Here is a 15,935-nt window from a genome sequence, read left to right as displayed (position 1 = left end):
TTGCGGCGCGGTCCCGTTCGGTTGTGCCGGCGTGGCGCCGGGCGTCGGCGGAGTCTGGCCGGTGCGTGATGGCTGGGTCTGCGGCGCGCCGCCGGGCTGCGTGCCTTGCCCGGTGCGCGGTACACCGGCCGGTTGCCCCGAACCTTGCTGCTGACCCTGCTGGCCCTGACCCGTGCGCGGCGTACCCGGCTGCACCGCGCCGCCTTGTCCCTGCCGCTGCGGCGGCTGCGCGCCCTGGCGGTTCGGCGTTCCCGGCTGTTGCTGACCCGGACGGTTGTTCTGGCCGGGCTGGCCATTCGGCCGCTGCGGCTGCTGACCCGGCGCCGTGTTCGGCCGCAATTGCTGTTGCTGTGGCGGCTGCGCCGGCCGCGGAATGCGCGGGCTCGCGGCCGGATTGGCGCGGCGGAAGTCGCGCTGCTCGGTGACGATCTGCCGGCCTGCGGTCTGCGCCGCGTGCACCTGACTGACGAAGCCGCGGTCGCGGGCGACCTGTTGCGGCGGGATAGTGATCGGCACCGCGGCAAAGCGCATGCCGCCCGCACCGCCCGCTCCCGGCCGGATCGCAAAGCCGCTGGCAGCCTGTGTCAGCGCGCCGAGCCGCGCGCCACTGGTGCGGTCGTTGACATCGATGTGGCCGACGCGGCCGTCGGCGTCGGGATAGAGCTTGATGTTGACGTTGTTGGCGGTGTTCGCGGCCGCGCCTTCGGGCACGTCGACGACGCCGGTGGTGCCGCGAATGCCGAGCGTCGCCGTCGGCGTCGCGATCTTCATGTCGCCGGTCCTTGCGACCGCCGCGGCGACGAAGGCGACCGTGCCCTTGCCGATGTCGAAGATCGCCGAATTCTGCTTGCCGCCGTCCTCATAGACGTAGGTGTCGATGGTGATCTTGGCGCTGGCCGAGAGATTGAAGGTGGTCGCGTCGTTGAAGGTGATGCCGAGCGAGGAGTTCGACGCGGTCTGCACGACGTCGTTGAGGTAGATGTCGTCGCGCACGCGCAGCGGATAGGAGTTCTTGTCGCGGATCACCGTCGCGATGCCCGTCACGGCGGCGACGTTGCCGATCGGCTCGACGGCGGTGGCGGGCTGCGCGTTGGCGGCGGCCGGGGCCGGCGAGGCCGACGGCGTCGGGGAGGCCGCGGGCGCCGGCTGGGCTTGCGGCTGCGCCTGTGCGAGTTCGGTCGCATCGGACGCGTGTGCGTTCGTTGCCGCCGCCAGCGGCAGGGCGAGCAGCGGAAGCGCGAATGCGAAGCGGCGCCAAGCCACCATCAGAGTCACGATGAAGTCCCGGTGAGAACGCGAGGCGAGGTCCGCCGATATCAGCGTGGCCCGGCTGAATGGCGGATGAACATCTGTCGCACGGGAGGGGTGAACGTTCAAAAGGGGGGCTTTCCCCCCTCACGAGAAATCCCGGCCGGTGCTTTGCCCCGGCCGGGATGATGTTGGTTGCGTCAGCCGATGCGCTTCCAGGTCTGGCCGCCGCAGAACATGCCGCCGAAGGCGCAACCCTGGACCCGCATCACGTTCGGGCCCTTCATCGCGATCGTGGAGTCGTAGTTGCGGCCGGAGTCGGGATCATGGATGCGCCCGCTCCACTTCGAGCCGTCGGGCTTCATGTTGATCAGGATCCGCTCGTTGCTCTTCTCGGCATAGCCGCAGAGATTGGGGCCGCACTGCTCGACGCGGACATTGCCCTTGTTCTCTTCGGTCGCCCACAGGCCGATCGGCGTGGTCGACGCCGGGGCGGGCGCAGCGGCCACGGGGGCCGGAGCGGGAGCCGCGGCGGCCGGTGCGGGCGCAGCGGCTGGAGCAGGGGCCGCAACCGGCGCGGGCTGCGTCGTCGTGTCGAAACCGACGGACGGCGCGGCCGCGACCGTGGTGGCCGGGGCGGCAGGCGCAGCGACGGCCGGCGCCGGCGGCACGGGGGCCTGCTGCACGGGCTGTTGCTGCACCGGAGCCGGAACCGGCTGCGCGGTCGTGGTCGACGCCGGCGTGGTGTCGTCGTCATCGTCCTTTGAGCCGAGACCGTTCAGGTTGATGTTGTTGAGCTTGATCGGCTTGTCCGACAGGCCCGGCGCCACGATGGTCACGCAGTTCAGCGAGGCGCAATTGCGCGGCGTCTCGATGCGGATGCGCTGGCCTTCGATCTGGAACGAGATCGAATTGCCGGCATGGGCGACGGCGGTCGAAGCGAGGAAGAGCGCGGTAGCGGCGACGTAGAGCTTGTTCATGACAACCTCCCGAAAATGCGTGGTCCCGGTATGGCCTGAAGTCGGCCATGCAGCGAATGTGGTTCGACCCTAGGCCGCCTCTGCGCTGCCTTCCGTGATGCACGTCACAACCGCAAAGAGGACGCGCCGCGCGTTCTCCTGTCCAATTTGTAATCGGCCCGTACCGAACCCGCCGCGCTCCTGCCTGCGACCGATGGTGACGACGCAAGCAGGGAGAGCCGACGTGAAATGCCTCAGCCTCATCGCCGTGCTGCTGATCGGGAGCGCGCTCCCTGCCCACGCCGATACCGACATCTGGACCAACATGCTGAAGCAGCGGCGTGGCGACGACGCGCTGCATGTCGACAGTGCATTTTGTGATGCGCAGCTCGGCGCGCCCCGGAACGGTTCGGCGACATCTGCGCAATACAAGCGCTGCATGCGCGTGCGCGGCTGGCGCTTCAGCCGCACCGTTCGCGACAAGGACGACGGCTATCCCGATCCCGACAATCCCGGACTGGTCTGCCACGACTTCAAGATCGGCGGCGTCACCGGATCGTCCTGCTCGAATTTCTGATCGCGGCGGGCTGCCGGGCCTACCGCACATGATCGCACCCTGGCTCTAGATCACGCCGAGCACGATCGCGCCGACGAAGGCCAGAGCAAGATACGCAGCAATAACGCTCAGTCTTCCGCCGAACGTCATGACGTCGCTCCCTGCGATCGCACGCCCCAGGCGCGCACCGCGCAGGCATCATGGTTAACAGAGAGTAACTGTCCGAAAAAGTCAGCTTCGTTGTCGCTTGCGCGACCGCATGGTTACGAAAAACTGAAGCCGACACGTTGAAGAGTCTTTAAGTAAATTCATCGAACGTGCGTGCATGACGCGCGGAGTTCGTTTGTATCTCGTCGGCTCCATCGTCCTTGTTTCGCTTGCGGGTTGCGGACGCGGCTTCTTCCAGGCCGAACGTGAACCGTGGCGGGCCGAGGCGGAAGCCGCGTGCCTGAAGTCGGGCGCGGTCAAGGAGAGCGCGGAAATCGTTCGTATCGAGCCGATTTCCGGTCCCGGCGTCTGCGGCGCCGAGTTTCCGCTCAAGGTCGCTGCCATCGGCGAGGGTTCCGGCAGCTATGGCTTCGCCGACGAAGAGTTGCGGCCGCCCCGGAGCATCGGCAATCAGCCGCGCTGGCCGGTGAAGCAGCCGCAGTCCGGCTATCCGCCCGCATCGTCCTACCCGCCGCGATCGAACTATCCGGAAAGCGCCGTGCGCCAGCCATCCGGTTATGGCGCATCGTCCGGTCCGGTCTCGCTCAACGCGCCCGGCGTGGCGCCGCCGCAGGAGGACGAAATCGACCTGCCGCCCGATGGCACGGATGCCGCGGGTGCCGCACGCTACATGAACGCGCCGAGTTATCCGGCGCGGCCCTCGCCCTACACGCAGGCCCCCGCGCAGCAGCCGCTGCCGCGTCTCGGTCCGGCGCAGGGCAGTCCCGTCACCACCGTCGGGCCCGTTGCCGTCAAGCCGACCGCGACGCTAGCCTGCCCGATCGTGTCCGAGCTCGACCGCTGGTTCGCCGACACCGTGCAACCGTCGGCGATGCGCTGGTTCGGAGCCCGCGTGGTCGAGATCAAGCAGATCTCCGCCTATTCCTGCCGCGGCATGAACGGCAATTCCCACGCACACATCTCCGAGCACGCCTTCGGCAACGCGCTCGACATCGCCGCCTTCGTGCTCGCCGACGGCCGCCGCATCACGGTGAAGGACGGCTGGCGCGGCATGCCGGAAGAACAGGGCTTCCTCCGCGACGTCCAGTCGGGCGCGTGCGCGCATTTCACCACGGTGCTCGCGCCGGGGTCGAACGTCTATCACTACGATCACATCCACGTCGACCTGATGCGCCGTGCCAGCCGACGCCTGATCTGCCAGCCGGCCGCGGTCTCCGGCGACGAGGTCGCGGCGCGCGCGCGGCAGCGCAATCCCTATGCGAGTGCGCGGGATCCTTCCATCACCGGTTCGCTCGGCCGCAAGAGCAAGCGCGACGAAGACGACTACACCGACGAATAGGCGGTCGTGACGCTTCGTCGCCCGGATCCGTTTGCCGGCGCCCCAAGTGCCCCCGCCGGTGAGGCCAGCGGCGGGCAGCGAACGCTGCGTCTTCGGCAATGCGGATCTTGCGCGCAAAAATTTGCGCGGTCTGAATTTCAGTCCCAAGTCATTGAATTCAAATCATTAATGACGCCGTGACGGACCTTTCCGGCGGTTGGCACAGTCGCTGCAATAGAGACGCTGCAACGAAGCGGCGCTGCCGGCGCCGTGAAGCCAACGGAACCCGTCATGTTGATGCCTGTCACCCCGCCTTGCTCCGATCTCGAACAGCGCGTGCTGTCGCGTATCACGGAGGAGCGCTGGCTCGAACTCGCATCCGAACTGATCCGCACCGGCCAGCCGCGTTCCGGCAATCCGCTCGACCCCGACCTGCCGCCGGCCGAGGAAGAAGCGATCTCGATGCTGGTCGCGGGCAAGCTCGAAGCCCTGGGCATGGATGTCACCAAGCACAGCGCTCAGCCGCACCGGCCGAACGTGCTCGGCGTACTGAAGGGACGCGAAGGCGCGCCGTCGCTGATCCTCAACGATCATCTCGACACCTATCCGGTGGCCGAGCCCGAGAAGTGGCACATGACGGATTTCGATCCCTTCAAGGCCACGCGTCACGGCGATCTGCTCTACGCACGCGGCACCTCCGATACGCGCGGCAATCTGGCGGCATCGCTGCTCGCGGTGCAGGCATTGATCGAGGAGGGCGTGAAGTTCGATGGCACCTTGATGTGCTGCTACACCGTCGACGAGGAGCGCAACGGCACCGAAGGCTCCATCTACATGCTCGACAAGGTCGGCCTCACCGCGGACTACGAGATCACCGCCGAGCCGACCGCATGGGGTGATGTCGCCAAGGACTGGGGCATGAACCTCTCGGTGGCCAATTCCGGCCACTGCCTGATCGAGGTCACCGTCCAGGGCATCAAGTCGCACATCTGGCGTCCCGACATCAGCGTCAACGCCATCATGGAAGCGGCGAAGCTGCTGCCGAGGCTGAAGGAGATGGCGTTCACGCACGTGCCGAGCAAATTCATGGGGCACACGCCGCCCTGCTGCTCGGTGGTGCGCATTCGCGGCGGCCTGCCCGGCGAGATGCAGTTCTCGCCCGACGCCTGCACCATCACGCTCGCCGTGGTCGGCATCGTGCCCGGCATGACGCTCGCAAGCGTGATCTCCGACATCGAGCGGCTCGGACAGCAGACCTTCGCCGGCGCCAACGACGTCAACGTCGCCGTGCGCCAGGTCCCCGGTTCGCTGTTCGTCAACGCGACCGAGCCCGTGCCGGTCGAGGAGGAGCCCTGCCGCTCCCTGCGCGCCGTCTACAAGCGGCTGATGGGCAGCGAGCCCGGCGTCAATCGCAAGAACGCGTTCAACGACACGATCCGTTTCCGCGAAGCCGGCATCAATGCCGTGACCTTCGGTCCGGGCGAGGACGGCTGGGCCGTCGACAACGAGAACATCTCGATCACCAAATCGGTGATGGCGACGCGGATCTACGCGCTGACCATCATGCAGATCCTGGGTGTGCGCACATGAGCATCGAGGCAAGCCCCATGGCCATTCCGATCTCGGCGGATCGCACCCGCCGCGGCACTCTGCGGCTGCCGAAGGTCTCGCGATCGTTGCTGCTCTCGACGCTGACCGTCGCGATGCTGCTGGCCGCATGGGCCATCGTCACGGAGATGGGCTGGGCCAACGAGCTGTTCCTGCCGAAGCCGCAGGCCGTGTGGGCCGCGTTCGTCAAGACCATGACCAAGGGCTATCAGGGCGCGACGCTGCTCCAGCATCTCGGCGCCAGCCTCTATCGCATCCTGGTCGCGTTCGCGCTGGCCTGCCTGATCGGCATTCCGCTCGGCGTCCTCATGGGCGTATCGCGCAACGCACGCGCGCTGCTCAATCCGCTGATCGAGTTCTATCGTCCTTTGCCGCCGCTCGGGCTCTATACGCTCCTGGTGATGTGGCTCGGCATCGGCGAGAGCTCGAAACTGTCGCTGCTGTTTCTGGCGGGCCTGCCGGGCATCGTGATCTCGACGATCCAGGCCGTCACCGGCGTCGATCCCGTCTATGTACGTGCCGCGCAGTCGCTCGGCGCGACCAGGCGCCACCTGCTGTTCCACGTCTATCTGCCGGCCGCGGGGCCGCTGATCCTTGCGGGGATGCGGATCTCGCTCGGGTTCATCTACACGGTTCTCGTCGCCGCGGAGATCGTCGCGGCATCCGCCGGCATCGGCTGGATGATCTGGGACGCCGCGAAATTCCTGCTGTCCGATGTCGTGATCATGGGCCTGATCGTGCTCGGGCTCACCGGCGTCGTGCTCGACGCCATCATGCGCGGCATCGCAAAACTGCTGATGCCGTGGGCCTGAATCCAATCCTGATCGAGGGGAGATCGATACGATGAAGAGACTTGTTGCCACGCTCGCCGCTGCCACGCTGGCGTTCACGGTCACGGCGCATGCCGAGGACAAGCCGGCCAAGGTGACCGTCGGCTATCTGAACCTGGTGAACGCGCAGCTCGTCACCAAGCACCTCGGCCTGCTCGCCAAGGAGATGCCGGGCGTCGACATCAAATACGTCAAGGTCGGCGGCGGCGGCGACATGCTGCGCGCGATCGCCGGCAACGACGTCGACTTCGGCGGCCTCGGCAACCCGCCGACCGCGATCGGTGCGACCCGAGCATTGCCGATCAAGGGCATCCTGGTCATCAACATGCTCGATTACGTGGAGTCGATGGTCGTCCGCACCGACAAGAACATCGCCTCGCTGAAGGACCTCAAGGGCAAGACGGTGGCCGCGCCCTTCGGCTCGACCACGCATTATCTGCTGCTGCAGGCGCTCAAGGACGAGGGCGTCGATCCCGCCTCGATGAAGATACTGGATCTCGCACCGTCCGACATCGCGGCGGCATGGCTTCGCGGCGACATCGATGCCGCCTGGTTCTGGGAGCCGAATCTCGACAAGGCCGTGAAGAACGGCGGCAAGATCCTGATCACGTCGGGCGAGATGGCCAAGCGCGGCTATCCGACCTGGGACATCGGCGTGGTGATGAACGCATTCGCGGATAAGTATCCGTCCTATGTCGAGAAGTTCATCAAGGCGGAGTGCGAAGGCATCGATTTCTGGCTGAAGAATCCGGAGAAGACGGCGGAAATCATCGCGGAAGAACTGTCGCTGCCGCTCGCGGACGCCACGCGCATGATGAAGGGCACCGGAATGGTTCCCTGCAACCAGCAGCTCACCGACGAATATCTCGGCACCTCCGCGAAGAAGGGCAAGTTCGTCGACACGCTGCTGTCGACGGCGGACTTCCTGGTGAAGCAGGAGCGCCTGCCGAAGCTGCTGCCGCGCGCCGATTTCGAAGCCTTCATCCAGCCCGCCTATCTCGAGAAGGCGGTCGGCCGCTAGAGCCGGGATGCCGGCGGGTTCGCCCGCCGGCGCTTCCCGACCCGCAGGAACGTGACGGACATGGATATCTCACCTCGCCAGCTTCTCACCGCCTATCGGAACGGGCCGCTCAAGCCGTCCGACGTCGCCGCGCACGTGCTGTCGCGTCTCGACGATTCCGACCAGAGCGGCGTCTGGATCTCGAAGGCGGATCCCGAACGCGTCATGGCGGCGGCGCGCGCGCTCGACGGGCGCATCGGCGAGATCGACAGGCTGCCGCTGTACGGGCTGGTGTTCTCGGTCAAGGATTGCATCGACGTCGCGGGCGAGCAGACCACGTCGGCCTGTCCCGAATTCGCCTATGTCGCGAACGAGACCAGCCCGGTCGTGGCCGACGCCATCGCCGCCGGCGCGATCTATGTCGGCAAGACCAACATGGACCAGTTCGCGACCGGTCTCGTCGGCGTGCGCTCGCCCTACGGCATCGCGCGCAATCCGCACAATCCCGACTACATTCCCGGAGGCTCCAGCTCCGGCGCGGCGGTGTCGGTCGCCACCGGCACATCCTCCTTCGCCTTCGGCACCGATACGGGCGGATCGGGCCGCGTGCCGGCGTCCTATTGCGGCGTCACCGGCTTCAAGCCCGCGCCCGGCGCTTTCAGCCAGCGCGGCATGGTCTATGCGTGCCGGAGCTTCGACACCATCTCGCTGTACACGCGCGAGGCGCGCGACGGCTATGACATCTATCGCGTGCTGGCGCGGCGCGATCCCGCGGATTGCTTCTCTCCGGCCGACTTTCCGGGCTGGACGGAGCAGCCGTCGCCGGAACGGCCGCTGAACATCGCGACGCCACGCGCGGACCAGCTCAGGTTCTTCGGCAATACGGAGACCGAGCGGCTGTTCGGCGATGCGCTTCGCAGGCTGCGCGGGCTCGATCTGCCGGTCGCGCCTGTCGACTTCTCGCCCTTCACCTCGATCAACGATCTGATGTTCTTTGGGCCGTTCCTCGCCGAGCGCGACGTCTCGGTCGGGGCGTTCTTCGACGCCCATCCGGATGCCGGCGTCGGCATCGTGCGCGATCTCGTCATCGGCAGCCGGAAATTTTCCGCGGCCGACGCCTACCGGGCCCTCTATAAAGTCAGGGAGTGCCAGCTTTTGCTGCGCGAGTTCTGGCAGACGCACGACGCGCTCGTCGTGCCGACGGTCGGAACCGTGCTCCGCATCGACGACGTCGCGCGCGATCCGCTCACGGCCAATTTCAACAACGGCTACTACACCAACTACGCCAATCCACTCGGCCTTGCCGCGATCGCGGTTCCGAACGCGGTGACCGCGGCCGGCGTGCCCTACGGCGTCACGTTTCTGGCGCCGGCGGGGCGGGAGTGCCTGCTCACCGACCTGGCAGGAGCATTCACGAGAACGGCGGTCCGGCCTTGAGCGATCGCGCCGCGTTGCAATCCGACCGGAGACCTCCTAGCCTTCGAGCCGTCACTCGAAGGGAGAGCGATGGTGGGGCGCAGTCATGCGCATGAGGTGGCCGATCCAGGCGAGCCGTGTGCCGAGGTGCGAGGCGCCGGGACCGGGCGTTACTTGCTGAAGGCGCTCGACAAGCCCGATCTGGCGCTCGTGATGCAGACCGGCAGGCTCACGACCTACCCGAACCGCGACTATCTGCTGCGGGAGGGCGAGCCGGCGAACGGCATCCACATCATCCTCAGCGGGATCGTCGAAAGCACCCACGCCGGGACGCAGGGGCGCGAACTCATGCTGTCGACCTGGGAGGCCGGCGACTTCGTCGGCGCGCCCTACATCCTCGGCGATCACCGCCACAGCTGGTCGGCCCGCGCGCTCGGCCGCGTCGAGGCGCTGCATCTGGACCAGGCCATGATCCGGCGGCTGATCGCGCAGTCGCCCTCGTTCGCGATCGCGCTGATCGAATGTCTCGGTTTCAAGGGTGAGACCTACTCGATGCTGGCGCAGACGCTGGCCGGACAGAAGGCCGCGGAGCGGCTGGTGCTGCTGCTGGTCAAGCTTTGCGAGAACGCGGCGCAGGACGAGAACGGCCCGATCTCGCTCGGTCGCATCACGCAGGCCAACCTCGCGCGCATGATCGGCGCGACGCGGCAATCGATCAGCCTCATCCTCAATCGCCTTCAGGACGAGGGCATCATCGCGACCGGGCCGACCAAGATGGTCGTCAACGATCTCGCCGCGCTCAGGAAGCAGGTGGCCGACTAGCGCGAGAGCCTGAGGCGCACAGAGACTCTTGTCTGGCTCTCGCGGCGACGCGCGCTGTCATTTCGCCCGATAGGCCGCCAGGAACATCCGCGTCGCGCTGTCGACCACGTCGGTCATCCGTTCCTCGGATGGCGGCGGTGCGGCCTGGAAGACGAAGGGGAGGAAGAGCGAGGCCTTGCACAGCTCCATGAACTGCGAAGCCGCAAGGTCGCAATCGTCGATGTCGAGCGCGCCGGAGGCGACATGGACCCTGAGATAGTCGGAGAGGCGGTTGATGGTCTTGTCCAGCACGCGCAGGTAGTAGCGGCGGCCGACATCCGGCATGCGCTCGGCGATCGCCATCACGGTCCGGATCGCCGATCCTCCGCCGGGCCGGCAGAGCAGGTGGATGTAGGCCTGGCCGAAATCCTTCAGCGTGGTCTCGGCGTCGCGCGCCGGGTCGAAATTGAACACGACCTGGCCGTGCTGGAGCGCTTCCTGCTCGAGGATGGCTTCGAACAAAGCGCATTTGTCGGCGAAATAGACGTAGAGGGTGCCCTTGGAGACGGCGGCCGCGCGCGCGATTTCGCCCATGCTGGCCCCATCGAAGCCCAGATCCATGAATACCTTGCGGGCGCCGTCGAGGATCTGCCGGCGCTTGGAGCTGTCCTCTTCGGAGACGACAAGGAGATGTTCGCGGCCGGCTGCAACCATTGGTTTAGGGTCTCGATAGGTTTTAGGTGAGGACCCCGGATCCGGGAAAGCCAAAGAAAGGATTCGGGTCCATAACGTCTTATGGGGCAATCATCTATATTGACCGAACCGTTCGGTCAATGATATTTAGGTTAAGCGAGAGGGTATGGGCCGAGCGACGGTCCGTCCTGGATCGCGTTTTTTATTTGGGGAGGCCTTTATGGCCGTTTCGAGAGACCAGGCTGCGCGCGCCCTTCGTCCGGAAGTGGTGTCCGAGCCGACGGGCGGGGATGCCGGGACCGAGAATTCGGGGGCCCTTGCCGATCAGTTGCGCTCTCATGTGGCCGAGGAAGCCAAGCGCCGTATCGCCGAGGTGCCGGAGACGCCCGTGACCGACAAGCCGGCCCCGACTGCGCCCGCGTCCACTGCCGCGCCGAAATCCGGCAAGCGCAAATTCATCCTGATGGGCGTCGGCCTCGTGCTGGCGCTCGCGGCGGCGAGCTATGCCGGCTACTACACGCTGGTCGGCCGCTTCTACGTTTCCACCGACGACGCCTATGTCCGTGCCAACAACACCATGCTCGGCGCGCGCGTCGCCGGCCATATCGCCGCGATCCTCCCGGGCGACAACACGCCGGTGCGTGCCGGCGCGGTGATCTTCCGCATCGACGACGGCGACTACAAGATCGCGGTCGATGCCGCCGCCACCAAGATCGCGACCCAGCAGGCGACCATCGATCGCATCGGCCGCCAGGTCGCGGCCCTCGAAAGCCAGGTCACGCAAGCCAATGCGCAGCTCGTCTCCGCGGAGGCGGGCCTGAAGCGCGCCGATCTCGATTACGAGCGCCAGCAGTCGCTGAGCAGCAAGGGCTTCGCCTCGCGCGCCACGTTCGAAACCTCGGAAGCCGGACGCGACCAGGGCGCCGCTGCGGTCAAGGCCGCGCAGGCGGCCTATGACGTCGCCGTCAGCAATGTCGACGTCGCCAAGGCGCAGCAGGCCGAAGCGCAGGCGCAACTCGCCGAGCTGAAGACCTCGCTCGCCAAGGCCGAGCGCGATCTCGGCTTCACCTCGGTGCGCGCGCCGGTCGACGGCACGTTCTCCAACCGTCTCGTCAACACCGGCGACTTCGTCGCGGTCGGCCAGCGTCTCGGCAACATCGTGCCGCTCGACGACGTCTATATCGACGCCAATTTCAAGGAAACCCAGCTCAAGCGCATCCGCCCCGGCCAGCCGGTGACGATCAAGGTCGATGCCTACGGCATGCGCAAGTTCAACGGCGTCGTCGACAGCATCGCGGCGGGCGCGGGCTCGGTGTTCACGCTGCTGCCGCCGGACAACGCCACGGGCAACTTCACCAAGATCGTGCAGCGCGTGCCGGTCCGCATCCGCGTGCCGAAGTCGGTCGCAAAGCAGGGCCTGCTCCGCGCCGGCATGTCGGTCTATGCGACCGTCGACACCAACAACGGCGCGGCCGATGCCGACAGCGCGGTCGATCTCGACGATCCCACCGCGATCCACCCGCAGTAGTCGCCGCAGGCACTGCGAGGTCGGACCATGGCGAACGCCACGACTGCATCCCCCGCCATGATGGCGAACCCCGCCGAGGAGCGCATCGCGCCGAAGCGGCTGTTCGCCTTCATCATCATGGTGTTCGGGATGTTCATGTCGATCCTGGACATCCAGATCGTCTCGGCGTCCCTGAGCGAGATCCAGGCCGGCCTGTCGGCGAGCTCCAGCGAAGTCTCGTGGGTCCAGACCGCCTATCTGATCGCCGAAGTCATCGCGATCCCGCTGTCGGGCTTCCTGTCGCGCGCCTTCGGCACGCGGCTGCTGTTCGCGATCTCGTCGGCGGGCTTCACCATCGCGAGCCTGCTCTGCGGCTTCGCCACGACCATCGAGGAGATGATCCTCTGGCGCGCGCTGCAGGGCTTCCTCGGCGCCGGCATGATCCCGACCGTGTTCGCCTCGGCCTACACCGTGTTTCCGCGCTCCAAATTCCACATCGTCGGTCCCATCATCGGACTGGTCGCGACGCTCGCGCCGACCATCGGGCCGACGGTCGGCGGCTACATCACCGACCTGATGACGTGGAACTGGCTGTTCTTCATCAACGTCGTTCCCGGCATCGGCATCACGCTCGGCGTACTGGCGCTGGTCGATTTCGACGAGCCGCATTTCGAGCTGCTCGACCGCTTCGACTGGTGGGGCCTGATCTTCATGGCCGGCTTCCTCGGCACGCTGGAATATGTGCTGGAGGAAGGTCCGCAATATGAATGGCTGCAGGACACGTCGGTGGCGATCTGCGCCGCGATCTGCGTGATTTCGGCGATCGCCTTCTTCTGGCGCGTCTTCACGGCGGCCGAGCCGATCGTCAACCTGCGCACCTTCTCCAACCGCAATTTCGCGATCGGCTGCCTGCTGCAATTCTGCATCGGCATCGGTCTCTATGGCCTGACCTACATCTATCCGCGCTATCTCGCCGAGGTCCGCGGTTACAGCGCGCTGATGATCGGCGAGACGATGTTCGTCTCCGGCATCACCATGTTCCTGGTCGCGCCGCTGGTCGGCCGGCTGATGGCGACGATCGACATGCGCTACATGGTTGCGTTCGGCCTGATCGTGTTCGCGCTCGGCTCCTACCAGATGACGTGGATCACGCGCGAATACGACTTCTACGAGCTGCTCATACCGCAGATCCTGCGCGGCGTCGGCATGATGTTCGCGATGGTGCCGACCAACAACATCGCACTCGGCACGTTGCCGCCCGACAGGGTGAAGAACGCCTCCGGCCTGTTCAACCTGATGCGCAATCTTGGCGGCGCGGTGGGACTTGCCGTCATCAACACCGTGCTGAACGATCGCACCGACCTGCACATCACCCGCCTGCAGGAGCGCGTGACCTGGGGCAATGCCACCGCGACCGAAACCCTGAACATGCTCATGCAGAAATTCCAGGGGCTCGGCGATTCCACGCTGATGGCGATGAAGCAGCTCAGCCAGATCGTGCACCGCCAGGCCGTGGTGATGAGCTTCGGCGACGCCTTTTTCGTGCTGACGCTGTTCTATCTCGCCCTCAGCCTCACGGTCGCGCTGCTGAAGAAGCCGGACTCGCCGTTCGGCAGCGGTGGCGACGCGCACTGAGCGGGCCGTCGGCGCGCCGCGAGCGTCCACTCCTTCCGCAAATTTGCAACACTCGCGCGTGATCTCGCGCGGGCCATGTTGCAAATCGCAGGTGACGCATTTATAAGCAGCACCTCATTCACTCGAACCGGGGAGGGATTTGCATGATTTCGTTATTTTCGCAGATTGAACGCCCCCGCTCGATGTCCAAGCTCGGTGTGCGTTCGGCCCTGTAGAGGCCATTTCCGCCAGCTTCGATTGGGTCAAAATTCCCGATCGCCCCACTTCCCAAGCTAGACCTCAGTGACGCTGCCTCGGCCCTCGTAGCCGTCATGCGTCCATCGATGGAGCCGGCCCGCCGCATAGCGGCCGGATGACGCCATGACCGCCTTGTCAAAGAAGCCCGCCGCGATCCGCGTGGTGCTGCCCTTCGTGTTCCGCCACTGGCTGAAACAGCCGGCGCGCGGCCTCACGGTTGGGGGCGGTCTGCTGGGCGCGACCATCGCCGACCTGTTCATGCCGGTATTCTCGGGACATCTGGTCGATGCGCTGACGCTCGGCCCGTCCGATCCCGCCGCGCGCCACGCGGCGCTGGTCGCGTTCGGCGCGATCGTTGCGCTCGGCTTCGCCTCGATGGTGCTGCGGCTGGTCGGTCTGCAGGCGATCGTCCCGTTCACGCTGAAGATCATGTCCGACGTTTCCCAGGACGCCTTCATGCGCGTGCAGCGCTTCTCGACCGACTGGCACGCCAATTCCTTCGCGGGCTCCACGGTGCGCAAGGTCACCCGCGGCATGTGGGCGCTCGACCTCCTGAACGACACCATCCTGATGGCGCTCGCGCCTTCGCTGCTGGTGCTGGTCGGCTCGATGATCCTGCTCGGCGTGCACTGGACCTCGCTCGGCGCGGTGATCGCGCTCGGCGCGGTGCTCTATGTCACGATGACTGTGCTGTTCTCGACCCGCTACATCGCGCCGGCCGCGCGTGTCTCCAACGCCTGGGACACCAAGGTCGGGGGCACGCTGGCCGATGCGCTGACCTGCAACGCGGTCGTGAAATCATTCGGGGCCGAGGCGCGCGAGGACGCGCGGCTTGCCCGCGTGATCGGCCGCTGGCGGGTGCGCGTGCGGCGGACCTGGTTCCGCTACAACTACACCAACCTGGCTCAGCTCTCGGTGCTGCTGTGCCTGCGGGGCTCCGTGATCGGCGGCGCCTTGCTGTTGTGGATGTCGGGTCGTGCCTCGCCCGGCGACGTCACCTACGTGCTGACGAGCTACTACGTCATCCACGCCTATCTGCGCGACGTCGGCATGCACATCAACAACCTCCAGCGCTCGGTCAACGACATGGAGGAGCTGGTGGCGATCCATGACGAGCCTATCGGGATCGCGGACGCTCCCGATGCCCGGCCGATCGCGATCGAGGGCGGCCAGATCGTGTTCGACGACGTCACGTTCCACTATGGCGGCCATCGCGCGCCGCTCTATGACGGGCTGTCGGTGACGATCCGTGCCGGCGAACGGGTCGGTCTCGTCGGCCGTTCCGGCTCCGGCAAGACGACCTTCGTCAAGCTGGTGCAGCGGCTCTACGACGTCTCCGGTGGCCGCGTCATGATCGACGGCCAGGACATCGCCGAGGCGACGCAACAATCGCTGCGCAGCCAGATCGCGATCGTGCAGCAGGATCCGATCCTGTTCCACCGCTCGCTCGCCGAGAACATCGCCTATGGCAGGCCCGGCGCCAGCCTCGAGGCGATCGAGCACGCGGCGCGGCTCGCCAACGCGCACGACTTCATCCTGCGCCTGCCCAAGGGCTACGGCACCCTGGTCGGCGAGCGCGGCGTGAAGCTGTCGGGCGGTGAGCGGCAGCGCGTCGCGCTGGCGCGTGCCTTTCTGGCGGACGCACCGGTGCTGATCCTGGACGAGGCCACATCGAGCCTGGATTCGGAATCGGAGGCGCTGATCCAGCAGGCGATGGAGCGGCTGATGAAGGGGCGGACCTCGATCGTGATCGCACACCGGCTCTCGACGGTGCGCAGCCTCGATCGAATCCTGGTGTTCGACCGCGGCGAGGTCGTCGAGCAGGGCACGCATGCCGTGCTCGCCGGAAAATCCGGCGGCATCTATCGCGGGCTGTTCGAACGCCAGGTGGTGGAGCTCGGACGGATCGCGGCAGCGGAATGAGGAATGGCGCGTGGCTGGCGGACGGATGTCCGAAAG

Annotated in this window: 13 protein-coding genes; 10 read left to right on the top strand and 3 right to left on the bottom strand. The window is 66.4% G+C overall.

Annotated features, from left to right (window positions below; translation table 11 throughout):
- Positions 1–1,266: FecR domain-containing protein (locus QM712_RS30670; protein ID WP_415026891.1), on the bottom strand; the 1,266-nt coding region annotated here is incomplete at its 3' end.
- A 182-nt stretch (positions 1,267–1,448) separates the two neighbouring features.
- A complete protein-coding gene (locus QM712_RS30665; protein ID WP_415026890.1) occupies positions 1,449–2,228 on the bottom strand; it encodes a DUF2147 domain-containing protein in 780 nt (259 codons plus the stop codon).
- Positions 2,229–2,451: 223 nt separating this feature from the next.
- Between QM712_RS30665 and QM712_RS30660 the strand changes: the two genes are divergently transcribed.
- From QM712_RS30660 to QM712_RS30630, 7 genes are all read left to right on the top strand, one after another.
- Entirely contained in the window at positions 2,452–2,784 is a 333-nt protein-coding gene (locus tag QM712_RS30660; RefSeq protein ID WP_415026889.1) for a hypothetical protein, read from the top strand.
- Positions 2,785–3,088: 304 nt separating this feature from the next.
- Positions 3,089–4,270, top strand: coding sequence for an extensin family protein (locus QM712_RS30655; RefSeq protein WP_415026888.1), 1,182 nt, complete (start codon positions 3,089–3,091; stop codon positions 4,268–4,270).
- A 270-nt stretch (positions 4,271–4,540) separates the two neighbouring features.
- Positions 4,541–5,839, top strand: a complete 1,299-nt coding sequence (locus tag QM712_RS30650) for a M20 family metallopeptidase (RefSeq protein WP_415026887.1) — start codon at positions 4,541–4,543, stop codon at positions 5,837–5,839.
- Positions 5,836–6,669 (top strand): ABC transporter permease, encoded by an 834-nt coding sequence (locus QM712_RS30645; protein WP_415026886.1) that lies wholly within the window; start codon positions 5,836–5,838, stop codon positions 6,667–6,669. Before QM712_RS30650 ends, QM712_RS30645 begins: the two co-directional genes overlap by 4 nt.
- A gap of 31 nt (positions 6,670–6,700) precedes the next feature.
- Entirely contained in the window at positions 6,701–7,708 is a 1,008-nt protein-coding gene (locus QM712_RS30640) for an ABC transporter substrate-binding protein (protein WP_415026885.1), read from the top strand.
- A gap of 60 nt (positions 7,709–7,768) precedes the next feature.
- Positions 7,769–9,124, top strand: coding sequence for an amidase family protein (locus QM712_RS30635; protein WP_415026884.1), 1,356 nt, complete (start codon positions 7,769–7,771; stop codon positions 9,122–9,124).
- A 69-nt stretch (positions 9,125–9,193) separates the two neighbouring features.
- Positions 9,194–9,925 carry a Crp/Fnr family transcriptional regulator gene (locus QM712_RS30630; protein ID WP_415026883.1) on the top strand — a complete coding sequence of 244 codons (732 nt, stop codon included), beginning with the start codon at positions 9,194–9,196 and terminating at the stop codon, positions 9,923–9,925.
- A gap of 57 nt (positions 9,926–9,982) precedes the next feature.
- Here QM712_RS30630 and QM712_RS30625 read toward each other — a convergent pair whose 3' ends face one another.
- A complete protein-coding gene (locus tag QM712_RS30625; RefSeq protein WP_415026882.1) occupies positions 9,983–10,618 on the bottom strand; it encodes a TetR/AcrR family transcriptional regulator in 636 nt (211 codons plus the stop codon).
- A 199-nt stretch (positions 10,619–10,817) separates the two neighbouring features.
- Here QM712_RS30625 and QM712_RS30620 point away from each other — a divergent pair, with 199 nt between their 5' ends.
- From QM712_RS30620 to QM712_RS30610, 3 genes are all read left to right on the top strand, one after another.
- Positions 10,818–12,125: an HlyD family efflux transporter periplasmic adaptor subunit gene (locus QM712_RS30620; RefSeq protein WP_415026881.1), complete on the top strand. Its 1,308-nt coding sequence runs from the start codon at positions 10,818–10,820 to the stop codon at positions 12,123–12,125.
- 27 nt (positions 12,126–12,152) lie between these two features.
- Positions 12,153–13,739, top strand: coding sequence for a DHA2 family efflux MFS transporter permease subunit (locus QM712_RS30615; RefSeq protein WP_415026880.1), 1,587 nt, complete (start codon positions 12,153–12,155; stop codon positions 13,737–13,739).
- Positions 13,740–14,099: 360 nt separating this feature from the next.
- A complete protein-coding gene (locus tag QM712_RS30610) occupies positions 14,100–15,899 on the top strand; it encodes an ABC transporter ATP-binding protein (RefSeq protein WP_415026879.1) in 1,800 nt (599 codons plus the stop codon).
- Positions 15,900–15,935: the final 36 nt, after the last annotated feature.

Origin of the sequence: Bradyrhizobium sp., assembly GCF_047605465.1 — a bacterium.
Classification (GTDB): domain Bacteria; phylum Pseudomonadota; class Alphaproteobacteria; order Rhizobiales; family Xanthobacteraceae; genus Bradyrhizobium.
This window is presented reverse-complemented; position numbering and strand designations above follow the sequence as displayed.

What these genes read in the sequence shown, in the direction of transcription:
- QM712_RS30665 (WP_415026890.1), bottom strand. Translation starts at nt 2,228, where the DNA reads ATGAACAAGCTCTACGTCGCCGCTACCGCGCTCTTCCTCGCTTCGACC.
- QM712_RS30655 (WP_415026888.1), top strand. Translation starts at nt 3,089, where the DNA reads ATGACGCGCGGAGTTCGTTTGTATCTCGTCGGCTCCATCGTCCTTGTT.
- QM712_RS30650 (WP_415026887.1), top strand. Translation starts at nt 4,541, where the DNA reads ATGTTGATGCCTGTCACCCCGCCTTGCTCCGATCTCGAACAGCGCGTG.
- QM712_RS30645 (WP_415026886.1), top strand. Translation starts at nt 5,836, where the DNA reads ATGAGCATCGAGGCAAGCCCCATGGCCATTCCGATCTCGGCGGATCGC.
- QM712_RS30640 (WP_415026885.1), top strand. Translation starts at nt 6,701, where the DNA reads ATGAAGAGACTTGTTGCCACGCTCGCCGCTGCCACGCTGGCGTTCACG.
- QM712_RS30635 (WP_415026884.1), top strand. Translation starts at nt 7,769, where the DNA reads ATGGATATCTCACCTCGCCAGCTTCTCACCGCCTATCGGAACGGGCCG.
- QM712_RS30630 (WP_415026883.1), top strand. Translation starts at nt 9,194, where the DNA reads ATGGTGGGGCGCAGTCATGCGCATGAGGTGGCCGATCCAGGCGAGCCG.
- QM712_RS30625 (WP_415026882.1), bottom strand. Translation starts at nt 10,618, where the DNA reads ATGGTTGCAGCCGGCCGCGAACATCTCCTTGTCGTCTCCGAAGAGGAC.
- QM712_RS30620 (WP_415026881.1), top strand. Translation starts at nt 10,818, where the DNA reads ATGGCCGTTTCGAGAGACCAGGCTGCGCGCGCCCTTCGTCCGGAAGTG.
- QM712_RS30615 (WP_415026880.1), top strand. Translation starts at nt 12,153, where the DNA reads ATGGCGAACGCCACGACTGCATCCCCCGCCATGATGGCGAACCCCGCC.
- QM712_RS30610 (WP_415026879.1), top strand. Translation starts at nt 14,100, where the DNA reads ATGACCGCCTTGTCAAAGAAGCCCGCCGCGATCCGCGTGGTGCTGCCC.